Origin of the sequence: Paenibacillus athensensis (assembly GCF_004514475.2) — a bacterium.
Lineage (GTDB): Bacteria > Bacillota > Bacilli > Paenibacillales > NBRC-103111 > Paenibacillus_AL > Paenibacillus_AL athensensis.
Genome location: NZ_MYFO02000010.1, coordinates 103,470 through 116,979 on the forward strand (window position 1 = coordinate 103,470; position 13,510 = coordinate 116,979).

Consider the following 13,510-nt stretch of genomic DNA (forward strand, 5'->3'; position numbering starts at 1 on the left):
TGGCATGAGGGCTAGTTTTGCACAAGAGTGAACGTGCGCTTGGGAGGCAGGAAATGGGAAGAAGGCAGCGAATAGATTGACGGGGAAGATGCGATTCAAGGAGGAGATGAACATTACCGTTATACCAAAAGGACAAAGCGGATGGGGCGTCGTCGGCAAGCTGGTGCTGCTGATCGTGGCGGCGGCGCTGCTCACCTTGTTGTTTTCGTTGGTTCCGTTTGTATGGGGCCTGGCGCGCCATCCCGAACTGCCGCTGATGAATCTCGCTCAGGTGGCGCAAGCGATAGAAGTCATTTCTAAAGATCCTTGGGTCGAAAAAGGGCTGATGTGGGCGCAAATGGTTGGCTTCGTGGCAGCGGTTGCGCTGCTGTTTGCTGTATTTGAGCGTCGCCGCGGCTGGAAGCTGGGCTTTCGGCTGGAGGGGTGTCTGCTGCGCTTGGCCGAGGGCCTGGGGCTTGGCTTCGCGCTGATCACGGTCAGCTTCCTGCTGATCTGGCTGTTCGGGGGCATCGGCGTTGCCGGTTACGGCTGGAAGCCCGGCCTGCTTGGCGAGCTGCTGGGCGGCTTGCTGCTGTTCACGGCTGTGGCTTTTAATGAAGAGCTGTTTTCCCGCGGCTATGTGCAAGGTTTGCTGTCGCATCGCTGGGGTCCGCTTTGGGGCATCGGCTTGTCGACCCTGCTGTTTGCGCTGCTCCATGCCTCTAATCCGGGCATTTGGGCTTCGCCGCTGCCGTTTATCAATTTATGTCTGGCCGGTTTGCTGCTGGCGCTCGCCCGCGAGGTATCGGGCAGTCTGTGGATGCCGATTGGCCTGCATCTGTTCTGGAATTATTTTCAAGGGTATGTGTACGGCTTCAAGGTATCGGGGCTGGAAATCAACACCTGGCTGCAGCTTGACATCAAGGGGCCGGCATTTCTGTCGGGCGGTACCTTCGGCGCCGAAGGCAGCTTGGTGACAGCGGTTGTGCTGCTGGCCGGAATTGCGCTGCTTGCAGCGCGCTACCCGTACCGCAGGGTTCGTGCGGGCGCCCGATGAACATGTGAGGTTAAGGAGATGATTGAATGAGTCGCTATGCGTGGAAAGAACGGACGTGGGACGGAGCGCCGACGCTGGTGTTGATCGACCGCGACGCGGAGATCGAGGTGGAGATTGTACCGTCGGTTGGATTTAACCTGTTTCGTTATGAGGTACAGGGCGAGCCCTATATTGCTGCTCCGTCGACGCTTGCCGAGCTGCGCGCGGCTACGTCGCGCTACGGTGTGCCGATCTTGTGCCCGCCGGGTCGGGTCCGAAACGGCAGCTATACCTTCGAGGGCCGCGAGTATCGGCTGCCGATCAACCGCGAGCCCGACCACGCGCACGGCCAGCTGCGCGATCAGGCCTGGCACCTGGTGGAGCGCGGTGCCAACGAGACGGACGGCGCATATGCGATGGCCGTCCTCAAGCCGGCGCAGGTGCCGGACGTGCGGCCGTATTGGCCGCACCACACCGAGCTGCGCCTGATTTACCGCGTGCGCAACGGGGAGCTGCTGCTGGAAGGCAGCATCCACAACCGCAGCGCGGAGACGATGCCGCTTGCGCTCGGCTTTCATCCCTACTTTGCCGTAGGGAAGGAGGAGGCCGCCCGCACGCGGGTGGTGTTGCCGGCGGCCCGGGAGTGGCCGCTCGGCCCGGACGGCTTCGCGGCGGGACCGCCGCAGCCGTCGGCGCTGAGCGACGCCCTGCGCAGCGGCGTCGCCGTGACCGAGCTGCCGGCGTATCCGGGCGGCTCGCAGATGTTCAGCCTCGCGCCGGAAGGCGGCGTGGGCGAAGTCCGCTATGGCGCGCGCGGGACGAGGCTGGTGTTTGCTTTCGGGGATCGATTCCCGATCCACGTGCTGTTTACGGCGCCGTGGACGGGCGCGGTGTCGCTGGAGCCGTACACGGCGATCATGAACGCGTTCAATGAGCCGTGGCCGGCCGAGATGACCGGCGCGCAAGGGCTGAAGGCGGGCGAGACGTTCCGCTTCGGCTGGTCGCTGCGCGTCGAGCCGTGGAGCGAATAGGTCGCATACGCCTTGAGGCCTGAGGCTTGCCGGTTGCGAAGCGGTTCGCGCTGCGTTCTGTGAGTAGCGGCGTTAATTGCACTGAATCTGCCGTCAATAGGCCCTGTAGCCGCCGTCAATAGACCCCGAAGCCGCTGGAGCCGGAGCCGCCCTCCACACGCCCTGTAGCAGCGAACCTGCCGATCCAGGCCGCCCTCCACGCGCCCGGATGCAGCAAACCTGCCGGGCGGCGGAGCACCCTGATCGGCCGGCTACGGCCAGGTATCCATGCCAAGCGGCAGGCTTGTCGCGCCGTTATAGGTATGATGATGCAGCTCGCGAATCAGCCCTTCCGTTTGCGCGGAGCGGACGAGCGCTTTGCCGCGCGAGGTGTTATAGGCATTCACCTGCACAAGTCCTTGCGCCAGATGGTAGTGACTGCCGTCGGGCAGCGGAATGGCCGGCCCGGTCGTTCCGGCATAGCTGTGATAATGTCCGTAGCGGATCGCTGTAATGCCCTGATATTCATGGACATGCCCGTCATAGGCCGTGCCGTTGACGCTGAACGTATACGCCCGCATCAAATGATGATGGCCCAGACAGTCGCCGGTAATGACTTTCAAAAAATGCGCGTGCGCCGGCGGCACGTCGCTATACGGCTGACAAAACGCCATAAAGAAGCCCCCTTGCGGCAGGATGATTCATCCTATGCGCCAGGGGGCTTTGTTTACGACAGCGAGCCAAGCAACGGAGCGGCTATGGAACGGTCACGACATTCGATTGTCCGATTTGCATCTGCTTGTCATCGAGAATGCGCACTTCGATCCGATGCCCCTGCCCGCCGCCGACAGGGAAGCCGCCCTCCGGCAGCTTGCCGTATAGCGTGTCCGTGCCGTTAAAGGACGTTTTGAGCGGCTGGCCGTCCAGATAGATGGTGCAGGAGTAGAACAAGCGGCTGCCCTTGACGCGCACCTCGTCTTCGCCCAGCTCCGCGCTCGCGATCACCGGATCGCCGTAGCCGAGCGTAAAGTTCGGCTGGACAATCGAATATTTGTAGCCCTTGGCCGAATAGCCGAATCGGCTGCCGAACAGGTTGTCGTATTCCAGCTTGGCGTAGTCGGCGACATCCTGCTTGGCGATTCCGTAGGCGGGCCAATCCTTTTGCGGCGGAAGAATTGGCGTTTTTTGCATTTGCGCATACAGGAAATCGGTGTAATAGCTGCCCGACTTGCCAGCCATGCTCAGCACGTAAGGTCCGAGAAACGACGGACTCAGATGCAGTCCCGGCTTCTCCGCCTCCTTGGGCAGAAAGTTGTTCCAAATAACAAACGGCGTATCATGCACCTTGGTCAGCAGCTGCGGATCGTCGCCGACGACATACCCCGCATCGCGGTACACCTTGTAATCGTCCTCCAGGAACGGCAGATGATCGCCAAAAAACAGCAGAATCGTCGGCTCGTTTTGCTTTTCGTAATACTCGACCAGCGTTTGCAGGCACTTGTCGGCGTCGGAAATGCCTTGGGCGTAGGTCGCCAGCAGTCCTTTCGATTCAGCGGTAATCGGTCCGCTGACCTCGATCGTATTTTTCGCAAATTTGCCCGGCCAGTAAGGCTGATGATTTTCCATCGTATTGGCAAAAACAAAATCCGGACCGGCGGTGCCTTCCGTCGTCTCGATAATTTTGCGCGCCACGGCGCGGTCGGCGTAGTTCGGCCCCTCAAAATCGTTCGGGAAAAACTCGCTGCTGATAAACCGCGAAAAGCCCATATGCTTATACACCTTGCGGCTGTCGAAAAACCAGCTGAAAAACGGATTGATCGCAGTCGCCGTGTAGCCCTGCCGGGTCATGATGCTGGCAAGCGAATCGACGCCATGATTCATATATTCAATGTAAGCGAGCGAGCCTGGAGGCAAAAAGCGCATCGAGTTGCCGGTCAGCACCTCGAATTCGACGTTGGCGGTACTGCCGCCGAACTCCGGCGAGAGCATTTTGCCGCTGGTATACGTCTGTTGCAGGCTGTGCAAAAACGGGATCGGGTCACGGCTGAAGCTGACGTTCTTCATCACGGTCGGGTCCCAGAACGATTCGCTGAGCATGACGATAATGTTCGGATTTTGCGCATTCGCGGCCGGACGCTCCTGGATTGTGTCCAAAATCCGGTTGATCGCCTGGCGATTGTAGCCGGACGGCTTGTCGACGTTCAGGTAATGCGTCAGCATCGTCGAAGAGAGCACGAAGCCGTCGGCGTCGTAAGTGAGCGTATGGTCCCACGGAACCGTGTAAATACCGTACATATCCTGAAAAGGAATCGGCTTGTTCGACTGCACGCTGACCAGCAGCACAAGCGCCGCGACGGCGTAGATCGCGCGTTCGATCCAGCGAAAGCGCGGGGTGCGGCGGCCGGCGAGCGCACCGTGGAGCAGCAGCGCCAGCAGCAGGACAAACAGCGCGATATAGGCGGCGATCCGCCACGACAGGAAGGCGCCGACGAAATTGCGATACTCCATGATTTCGTTGTGAAACACAAGGTCCCACGGGTAATACGGAGCGCCAAGCGCGGTCAGCTTGCTGCCGCTGAAGATCGCCAGCGGAATTGTCGCTGCGCTGAGCAGCCACAGCGACAAGCGGCTGCGGCCGGTGACGGCGATCAGCAGCAAATACAGCGCGCCGATCACGAAATAGCCCAGCAGAAAGGCCAGCGGATGGGCGGTCAGCCAAGCGGTGAATTCCTGCGCATTGCGGCGGCTGAGCAGCTCCAGCAGCACGGTCAGCGCCAGCGGCAGGATGTACAGCAGCAGGCGGGAAGGAATGCTTTTCAAAAAAGTTCGCATGGATCAAGGCTCCTGTTCCGAATCAATTGAGCCTATTATAGCACAGTTGGTTATATTTGTTTTTTCCTTTCATGCCCGGCAAGCGGCTGTGATACAATGCCAAGGAGACGAAAAGGAGGTGGAGTCGATGCAGGCAAGCGCAGCTTCAACTGCAGCAGCTCCCGAGCAGTCGCTCGATACGAGGAAAACGGTGCCGTGGATCATTTACCTGATCTTTTTCGGCGTCTTGAACGAAACGGTATTTAATGTATCAACCCCGGAAATCGCCAAACAATATGCGATCAGCTCCACAGGCGTCGGCTGGGTGCTGACGACGTTTATTATTTTTTTCGGCATCGGCTCGGTGATTTATGGCAAGTTATCCGATCTGTTCAGTTTGAAAAAGCTGATTGTGACCGGCATCGTGATTTATAACGCCGGTTCTTTGATCGGCTTTGCGCTGCAGATGTGGTACCCGACGGTGATTGTCGGCCGGGCGGTGCAGGGAGCGGGCGCTTCGGCGATTCCCGCTTTGATTATGGTCGTGGTGGCGCGGTATTTCTCGCCCGCGGACCGCGGCAAGGTGTTCGGGCTGTTGACCTCGACCATTGCGTTTGCAGTGGGCGTCGGTCCGGTGCTCGGCGGTTTTATTTCGCAGACATTTCATTGGACGTATTTGTTTTTGATTCCGTTGTTTACGCTGATTTCGATTCCGTTTTTCCGGCAAATATTGCCGGACGATCCGGGCAAGGCGGGCAAAATCGATTTGCCGGGCGCGGTGATGCTGGCGCTGGGCGTCGCCGGAGTCGTGCTGTTCCTGTCGTTTCCGACGTGGTATTATGCGACGGTTGGTCTTGGCATGCTGGCGCTGTTTGTCTGGCGTATTCGCCGGGTTAGCGATCCGTTCATCGAGCCGCGGCTGTTCGCGAATAGGCTGCTGCGCAGCGGCCTGGTCATCGGCTTTATTTTGTTTTGCGCCGTGATGGGCATTATGTTTGCGGTACCGCTGATGTTGTCCGGCGTGAACGGGCTGGCGACCGGACAAATCGGCCTTGTGCTGTTCCCCGGCGCGATCAGCGCGGTGGTGTTTGGCACCATTGGCGGCAATCTCGCCGACCGCAAGGGCAACAACTTCGTCGTCTACGTCGGTCTGGCGCTGCTGACCGTCAGCCTCGTGACGATGGCGATGCTGCTCGGACGCTCGCAGTGGTGGATTGCCGCGGCGATGCTGCCGACCTACGTTGGCTTCTCGTTTATCCAGACGGCGCTGGCCAATCGCGTCTCGCTTACGCTAGAGATACATGAAACCGGGGTTGGCATGGGGCTGTTCAACCTGATCAGCTTCATCTCCGGTGCAGTTGGCACGGCGCTGGTCGCCAAGCTGCTCGACAGCGGCGCGCTGGTATTTGCGTTTAATCCGCTGGTTCCGGCAGGAGCGGCCATCCCTTACAGCAATATGCTGCTCGTTTTTGCGCTCGGCGTTGTCGTGAGCGGCGGACTGTATTACCGCAGCTTCGGTGGCGTGAAGCGGGCGAGGTAGGTCGAGCGGGGCAAGGGGCGTACTTCGGTTACGCTCTGCAAGCGGTATAGAGGGATCAAGCTCAAAAGGTATGCATACAAAAGCCCTGCGACTCGCCATTATGTGGCCTTCGCAGGGCTTTGAAGCTAAAGGGGCATAATGGGGTAGTCCCGTTCAAGAAAGCTAAGCTTCCTGCTGCACGATATAATCAAGTGCCCGCAGCCACGCTTCCTTAGGCTGTGCGCCGTGCAGGCTGAATTTGCCGTTAATGATGAAGAACGGCACGCCGCTGATGCGCGCTTCCCGCGCCAGCTGCAAATCGGCCTCTACCTGCGCCATGCCTTCACCCGCCGCCATTCGCGTTGCTAGCGGCTCGCGCTCCATGCCGCAAGCTTCGGCAATGTCCAGCAGCGTCGCCAGCGCGCCGATATCGCGGCCCTCCTCGAAGTGAGCGGTATACACGGCGGTCGTCACAGCCGATTGCAGCTCGGGCGGCGTCAGCGCCAGCAGCTGGTGCGAGCGTTGTGTATTCGGCGAGCGCGTCACGCGCCCGAAGTCGAACGTGAGACCGGCTGCAGCTCCCGCTTCGGCGACTTGCGCGAACATCGCTTCAAGCTGGATGGCGTTATGGCCGAATTTGTCCATCAGTGATTCGCGAAACGGCCGGCCCTCCTCCGGCGTACCCGGATCGAGCAAAAAAGCGCGGCTGCGCAGTGTGACGGGTTCACCGCTCCACGACGCGAGCGCATCCTCCAGCTGTTTTTTGCCAATGCGGCACCAAGGACAGATCGTATCCTGAAAAACTTCAATTATCATGCCAAGTTGCTCCTCTCTTTTCAAGCCGGGGTATAGACGGCTTTCTTGCTTTCATTATAACCGATTGCCTCCGGCGTTTCGCGGGGACACTTTACTTTCAATGAAACTATCACGTATAGTTAATAGATAACGGTTCAGCAATGGTTGCAACAGGAGGCAGTTATGAAAGAGCAGTATTTGTACATTTGCTCCGATTCGATCGGAGACACGGCGGAAGCGGTGGCGCGAGCCACGATTCGCCAGTTCAACGCGGATCAGGTCAAAATTCAGCGTTACGGATATTTGCGCAAGGAAGAGGAGATCCGCAGCATCGTGGAAAAAGCCGCGATTGTTGGCGGTTTTATTGCTTATACGCTCGTGCAGCGGGATTTGCGTGAGGCGATGAAGGCCGAGGCGCTGCGCTGCGGCGTGCGGGCCGTCGATATTATGGGACCCATGCTGGAGGCGTTCATGGACACCTACGGCGATGCGCCCAAAAGCCAGCCCGGTCTGCTTCACGAGATGGACGCCGACTATTACCGCCGCGTCGCGGCGATTGAATTTGCCGTCAAATACGACGACGGGCGCGATCCGCGGGGCTTGCTGCAGGCCGAGGTCGTGCTGATCGGCGTGTCGCGCACCTCGAAGACGCCGCTGAGCATCTTTTTGGCGCACAAAGGCATCAAGGTGGCGAATTTGCCGTTGATGCCTGAGGTCAAGCTGCCGGCCGAGCTGTTCAAAATCCCCGGTCAACGCATCGTTGGCCTGGTGATGGAGGCGCAGCATATTTTGCGCATCCGTCTGGAGCGGCTGAAAGCCGTCGGCTTGCCGGAGGGCTCGAAATACGCCACGCTGCCGCGCGTCGAAGAGGAGCTGGCCTATGCCGAGGCGCTGATGAAACGGCTGAATTGTACCGTGATCGATGTAACGAACAAAGCGATTGAAGAAACGGCCGGTCTGATTGCCGCCCGGCAGCAGGAGATGAGCCGCCGTTAGGCGGTCCAAGCGCCGGTCGACGATACGCGCGTCGCAATCGTGGCAGGGAGCGGCGCAGAACGCTCCATTCAAGGAGGACTCGCGATGAGAAAAGCGCTGCAGCAGCCGATCCGCTTTTACCAGAAGTTCATTTCGCCGCTCAAGCCGCCGACGTGCCGCTTTTATCCGACTTGCTCGCATTATGCGCTTGAAGCGATGGAGACGCACGGCGCGCTGCGCGGCAGCTGGCTGACGGCCAAACGGCTGGTCAAATGCCATCCGTTTCATCCCGGAGGGCTGGACCCGGTGCCGCCGGCGCAAACCGCGGCCAAAGCTGATGAGAAGGCCGGCGAAGGGACAAGCGGAGAGGGCGGGGGGGCACCGGCTTGACAGCGTGGCCCTCTTTTCGCTATATTTTCCTTACAAGGTAGATATGTTTGATGTTCGATGAACGGATAAGTACAAGCGGGCGACTATGGACAGAGAGCCGGGGCAGGTGAAAGCCGGTATAGGAAGAGGCTTGGAAGATGGTCCGGGAGAACAGACCCGCGAGCTGCCCGTCCTTTGGCTTGTGCCCTGCACAGCCGCGGCTGGAGTAAGCCGGTCTCGCTTCCCAGCGTTAACGGGTCGTCCATGACGAATGAAGCCCCGCTGCTTGAGAGAGCCGGGGGAACCTGGGTGGTACCGCGTGAGTGCAAGCTCTCGTCCCAAGACGGATGAGGGTTTTTTGTGTTTGTTGGCTGCAGGCTGCCGGGACCGGCGCAAGCCGGCGGGCAAGCGATGAGAACGATACGATGCAGGGGGTTTAGAGCCAGATGTCCAACCAAACGTTTTTTATTACAACGCCGATTTATTATCCAAGCGACAAGCTGCATATCGGCCATGCCTATTCGACGGTCGCGGGCGACGTGATGGCGCGCTATAAGCGGCTGCGCGGCTACGATGTGATGTATTTGACGGGCACCGACGAGCATGGGCAAAAAATCGAGCGCAAGGCGCAAGAGAAAGGCCAGTCGCCGCAGCAGTTCGTGGACGGCATTGTCGACGGCATCAAGGAGCTGTGGAAAAAGCTCGACATTTCGTACGACGATTTCATCCGTACGACCGAGGAGCGGCACAAGAACGCCGTTGCGAAAATTTTTCAGCAGCTGCTCGATCAAGGCGATATTTATTTAGGCGTATACGAGGGCTGGTATTGCGTGCCGTGCGAAACGTTTTTCCCGGAAAGCAAGCTCGTGGACGGCAAGTGTCCGGATTGCGGGCGTCCCGTCGAGATGATGAAGGAAGAGACGTATTTTTTCCGGATGAGCAAATACGTCGACCGGCTCGTGCAGTATTACGAGGAGCACCCGGATTTCATCCAGCCGGAATCGCGTAAAAATGAAATGCTGAACAATTTCATCCGTCCCGGTCTGGAGGATTTGGCCGTGTCGCGGACGACCTTCGATTGGGGCATTCGCGTGCCAGGCGATCCCAAGCATGTGATTTATGTCTGGATCGACGCGTTGTCCAACTATATTACGGCGCTGGGCTACGGCTCGGAGGATCAGGCGAGATTCGAGCGTTACTGGCCGGCCGACGTGCATTTGATGAGCAAGGAAATCGTCCGCTTCCATACGATTTATTGGCCGATCATGCTGATGGCGCTGGGCTTGCCGCTGCCCAAGAAGGTGTTCGCGCACGGCTGGCTGCTGATGAAGGACGGCAAGATGTCGAAGTCCAAGGGCAATGTCGTCGATCCGGTGACGCTGATTGACCGTTACGGCCTCGACTCGCTGCGCTATTACCTGATGCGCGAGGTGCCGTTCGGCGCTGACGGCACGTTTACGCCGGAAAGCTTTGTCGAGCGGGTCAACCACGATTTGGCGAACGACCTCGGAAATCTGCTGAACCGGACGATCGTGATGATCGACAAATATTTCGGCGGCGCGCTGCCGGCGTATGTGCCGGGGGCGACTGAATTTGAATCGGGCCTACTGGAGACCGTGAAAACCACAGTCGCCAAATACGAGGAAGCGATCGAAAACATGGAATTTTCGATCGCTCTCGCCGCCGTGTGGCAGCTGATCGGCCGCACGAACAAATACATCGACGAGACGCAGCCGTGGTCGATGGTCAAGGACGAGGCGTTGCGTCCGAAGCTGGGCGCGGTGCTGTACACCCTCGCCGAATGCCAGCGCATCGCCTCAGTGCTGCTGCGGCCGTTCCTGACGCAAACGCCGCAGCGCGTATGGCAGCAGCTGGGCATTGCTGCCGAAGACCTGCCGCGCCTCACTTCGTGGGAGAGCGCGCTGACGTTTGGCCTGCTGCCTGCGGGCCAGCAGGTCAACAAAGCCGAGCCGATGTTCCCGCGGCTCGACGTTGCGGCTGAGGTCGCCTACATCGTCGAAGCGATGGGCGGCGGAGCAGCCGCAGAAGCGCCGGCGCCGGAAGCCGCGGCGCAGCAGGCAGACGGCGCCGCAGTGGAGGCGCCGGAGGGCAAGCCCGAAATCGGCATCGACGATTTCGGCAAGGTCGAGCTGCGCGTAGCCCAGGTGCTCGCGGCCGAGCCGGTGAAGGGCGCCGACAAGCTGCTCAAGCTGCAGCTTGATCTCGGTTATGAGCGCCGGCAGGTCGTCTCGGGCATCGCCAAATATTACGCGCCGGCGGAGCTGATCGGACGCAAGGTGATTTGCGTCGTCAACCTCAAGCCCGCCAAGCTGCGCGGCGAGCTGTCGCAAGGCATGATTCTCGCCGCTTCGCACGGCGAGCAGCTGACGCTGGCGACGGTGCCGGACAGCATGCCGAACGGCGCCATCGTGAAATAGTTGATTTCTCCAATACCCCGGCGGCCGCGTGAAGCGCGGACACGGGGTATTTTTGCGGGCTGCAGGGCAAGCTAAACCCATCACCGAACAGGAGGGATGGGCATGAAGGCGTGGAAGCAAGCAGCCGCAGCCGGAATCGCAATCAGTTTGCTGACCGGCTGCAGCATGCTCAAAAGCGAAAGCGAGCAAACCGACAGCGACGGCAACCAGTCCGCAGGGAAACATAAGGACGTCAAGGCGCAAAGCGCAAACGGCGGCAGCGGCGGCCAGAAGGCGAGCGTCATCGATCAGGAGTTGAACAAGCAATTTCAAATATATAAGGAAATTATCGACTACCAGCTTCAGCAAGAGCGGAAGGTGCAGGAGCAGTCCGAGGAGCGTTATAAGCAATTGAAGGAGCTTAGCGACAAGCCGGCCAAATCCGGCAAAAGCGGCCAAAAGCAGCAGAAAAAAGCATCAACCAATACCGGGTCAGGGGACAACAAGGAGAAGTCGGGCAATCAGAGCGACCGCAACATGGGCAGCAACAAATAGCCGTTAGACAGCAGCGCCGCTGCCTGCCGTACGGTTTTTTATTTTTCCCGGTCCATCCGTTGCGGATATTGACAATCTCGGCGAACTGCTCGTATAATCAATTGGTTATTAAAAATAATTACGATTTAATAAGCGATAGCCAAGCGGTGTGCGGGTGGTTGCGGAAGAGAGGAGCGCATCGGATGAAGATAGCAACAAACCAACAACAAGCAGGAGGAGCGGTTCCAAGAGCCGGCTTCGCGCGGGTGCGGGGAGGGGTGGCTGCGCTGCTGGGTGTATGGCTTGTGCTGGCGGTCATGCTCAGCGGCTGCGGAAGCGCGGAGAGAGCCCAACTGGTTGAGGGCAAAATCAACATCGTCGCCAGTTTCTACCCGTTGTACGACTTTGCCCGCAACATCGGCGGCGAGCACGTCCATGCGATTAATCTCGTACCGGCCGGCGTGGAGCCGCACGACTGGTCGCCGAAAAGCCGCGACATGACCAATATGACTAAGGCGCAGCTATTCGTTTATCAAGGCGCGGGATTCGAAGGCTGGGTCGGCGATTTTCTGGACAGTTTGCCAAAAGATTCCCAACTGCAGGTGGTCGAGGCGGGCAAAAACGCTTCGCTGATCCGCACCGCTGACGAAGCCGGCAGCGAAACGGCTGAAACAGCCGACGGAACCGACGCGCATGACCACGACGAGTCACTGGAGTATGATCCGCATGCCTGGCTCAGCCCGGCCAATGCCCGGATCATGGCAGGCGCGATCAAGGATGCGCTGGTCAACGCCGACCCGGCGCATCAAGCCGATTACGAACGCAACTATGCGGCGTACAGCGCCAAGCTGGGCGAGTTGGATACGCGCTTTCGCCAGCAGCTCGCAGCGTTGCCCAAGAAGGAAATCGCCGTCTCGCATCAGGCGTTTGCGTATTTGTGCCGCGATTACGGTTTGACGCAAATGCCGATTATGGGCTTATCCCCCGACGCCGAGCCGACCGCACGCGACATTCAGCGGATGAATGCATTCATTAAAGCGCATGACGTGCAATATATATTTTTTGAGGAGCTTGTTTCCGATAAGCTGGCCAAGACGCTGGCGAAGGACGCGGGCGTCGGCACGATGGTGCTCAGTCCGGTGGAAGGGCTGACCGAAGAGGAGCAGGCAGCGGGCGACGATTATATTTCCGTGATGGACCGGAATTTGAAAAATCTCATGAAAGCTTTACAATAGAAACAGGAACGTTAATTTTGCAAGATACGATAGGGGCAACCGCTATGGAAACCACAAACGCCCAGTGCCATCGCAGCATCGTGTCGATGGACGGCATTTCCTTTGGATACGAGCATAAGAAGGTCGTCGACAACCTGCATTTCGAGGTGCTGGAACGCGACTTTGTCGGCTTGATCGGCGTCAACGGCGCGGGCAAAACGACGCTGCTGAAAATGCTGGTCGGGCTGCTCAAGCCGACACAAGGCGAGATTCGCCTGTTTGACGAGCCAATCGGCCAGTTCAAGGACTGGCAGCGGATCGGTTACGTGCCACAAAAAAACGCCTTCAACCCGCTGTTTCCCGCTACCGTGCGGGAAATTGTCATGTCCGGCCTGTATACGAACAAGCGGATTTATAAGCGGCTGACGAAGGCCGATCTCAAAAAAGCCGACGATGCGCTCTTGGCGCTTGGCATCGAGGATTTGGCCGACCGCCGCATCGGCCGGCTGTCCGGCGGGCAGCAGCAGCGCGCGTTTCTGGCGCGTGCGCTCGTGAACAACCCCGAGCTGCTCATTCTGGACGAGCCTACCGTCGGCATCGACGCCCAGACGCAGGCGGGCTTTTTCCATATGATCCAGCACATGCACCGACACCATCATATTACGTTTATTATGGTGTCGCACGACATGGACATGATGCATGCCTATCTCGGCTCCGAGCCGCAGATGACCAGCGGCGGCTTGAAGTTTTACGTCAAGCATACGCACGATCCCGAAGACTGCCGGGAAACGAATTTGACGCATTCGATCGGGCAGCTTCGCGAAATGATCGGCGTGCAATAAGGAGCGAAC

The 13,510-nt window shown here is 59.0% G+C and carries 12 protein-coding genes; 9 read left to right on the top strand and 3 right to left on the bottom strand.

Going from position 1 to position 13,510, the window contains the following annotated elements; all coding sequences use genetic code 11:
- Window positions 1–106 precede the first annotated feature (106 nt).
- Both B5M42_RS17725 and B5M42_RS17730 read left to right on the top strand, forming a co-directional pair.
- A complete protein-coding gene (locus B5M42_RS17725; RefSeq protein WP_167689927.1) occupies window positions 107–1,036 on the top strand; it encodes a CPBP family intramembrane glutamic endopeptidase in 930 nt (309 codons plus the stop codon).
- A 26-nt stretch (window positions 1,037–1,062) separates the two neighbouring features.
- Window positions 1,063–2,046 (top strand): aldose 1-epimerase, encoded by a 984-nt coding sequence (locus B5M42_RS17730; RefSeq protein ID WP_134752998.1) that lies wholly within the window; start codon window positions 1,063–1,065, stop codon window positions 2,044–2,046.
- Between the two features lie 251 nt (window positions 2,047–2,297).
- Here the strand turns inward: B5M42_RS17730 and B5M42_RS17735 are convergent, their stop codons facing one another.
- Entirely contained in the window at window positions 2,298–2,699 is a 402-nt protein-coding gene (locus B5M42_RS17735) for a YmaF family protein (RefSeq protein WP_134753000.1), read from the bottom strand.
- Between the two features lie 82 nt (window positions 2,700–2,781).
- Window positions 2,782–4,857, bottom strand: coding sequence for an LTA synthase family protein (locus B5M42_RS17740; RefSeq protein WP_134753002.1), 2,076 nt, complete (start codon window positions 4,855–4,857; stop codon window positions 2,782–2,784).
- A 127-nt stretch (window positions 4,858–4,984) separates the two neighbouring features.
- On the opposite strand from B5M42_RS17740, the gene B5M42_RS17745 reads away from it, so the two are divergent.
- Entirely contained in the window at window positions 4,985–6,376 is a 1,392-nt protein-coding gene (locus B5M42_RS17745; RefSeq protein WP_134753004.1) for an MFS transporter, read from the top strand.
- Window positions 6,377–6,538: 162 nt separating this feature from the next.
- Here B5M42_RS17745 and B5M42_RS17750 read toward each other — a convergent pair whose 3' ends face one another.
- Window positions 6,539–7,171 (bottom strand): DsbA family oxidoreductase, encoded by a 633-nt coding sequence (locus tag B5M42_RS17750; protein WP_134753006.1) that lies wholly within the window; start codon window positions 7,169–7,171, stop codon window positions 6,539–6,541.
- Window positions 7,172–7,333: 162 nt separating this feature from the next.
- Here B5M42_RS17750 and B5M42_RS17755 point away from each other — a divergent pair, with 162 nt between their 5' ends.
- The 6 genes from B5M42_RS17755 (at window position 7,334) to B5M42_RS17780 (ending at window position 13,501) form a co-directional block, all read left to right on the top strand.
- On the top strand, window positions 7,334–8,146 hold the full coding sequence (locus tag B5M42_RS17755) for a pyruvate, water dikinase regulatory protein (protein WP_134753008.1): 813 nt from the start codon (window positions 7,334–7,336) through the stop codon (window positions 8,144–8,146).
- 84 nt (window positions 8,147–8,230) lie between these two features.
- Window positions 8,231–8,515 carry a membrane protein insertion efficiency factor YidD gene (gene yidD / locus B5M42_RS17760; RefSeq protein ID WP_134753010.1) on the top strand — a complete coding sequence of 95 codons (285 nt, stop codon included), beginning with the start codon at window positions 8,231–8,233 and terminating at the stop codon, window positions 8,513–8,515.
- 425 nt (window positions 8,516–8,940) lie between these two features.
- The gene (metG, locus tag B5M42_RS17765; RefSeq protein WP_134753012.1) at window positions 8,941–10,932 is read left to right on the top strand and encodes a methionine--tRNA ligase; all 1,992 of its coding nucleotides are present in this window, start codon (window positions 8,941–8,943) and stop codon (window positions 10,930–10,932) included.
- Between the two features lie 102 nt (window positions 10,933–11,034).
- Complete coding sequence (locus tag B5M42_RS17770; protein WP_134753014.1) at window positions 11,035–11,466, top strand: hypothetical protein; 432 nt, start codon at window positions 11,035–11,037, stop codon at window positions 11,464–11,466.
- A gap of 182 nt (window positions 11,467–11,648) precedes the next feature.
- On the top strand, window positions 11,649–12,680 hold the full coding sequence (locus B5M42_RS17775) for a metal ABC transporter substrate-binding protein (RefSeq protein ID WP_209280714.1): 1,032 nt from the start codon (window positions 11,649–11,651) through the stop codon (window positions 12,678–12,680).
- Window positions 12,681–12,724: 44 nt separating this feature from the next.
- On the top strand, window positions 12,725–13,501 hold the full coding sequence (locus tag B5M42_RS17780) for a metal ABC transporter ATP-binding protein (protein ID WP_134753016.1): 777 nt from the start codon (window positions 12,725–12,727) through the stop codon (window positions 13,499–13,501).
- The last annotated feature ends 9 nt before the right edge of the window (window positions 13,502–13,510 follow it).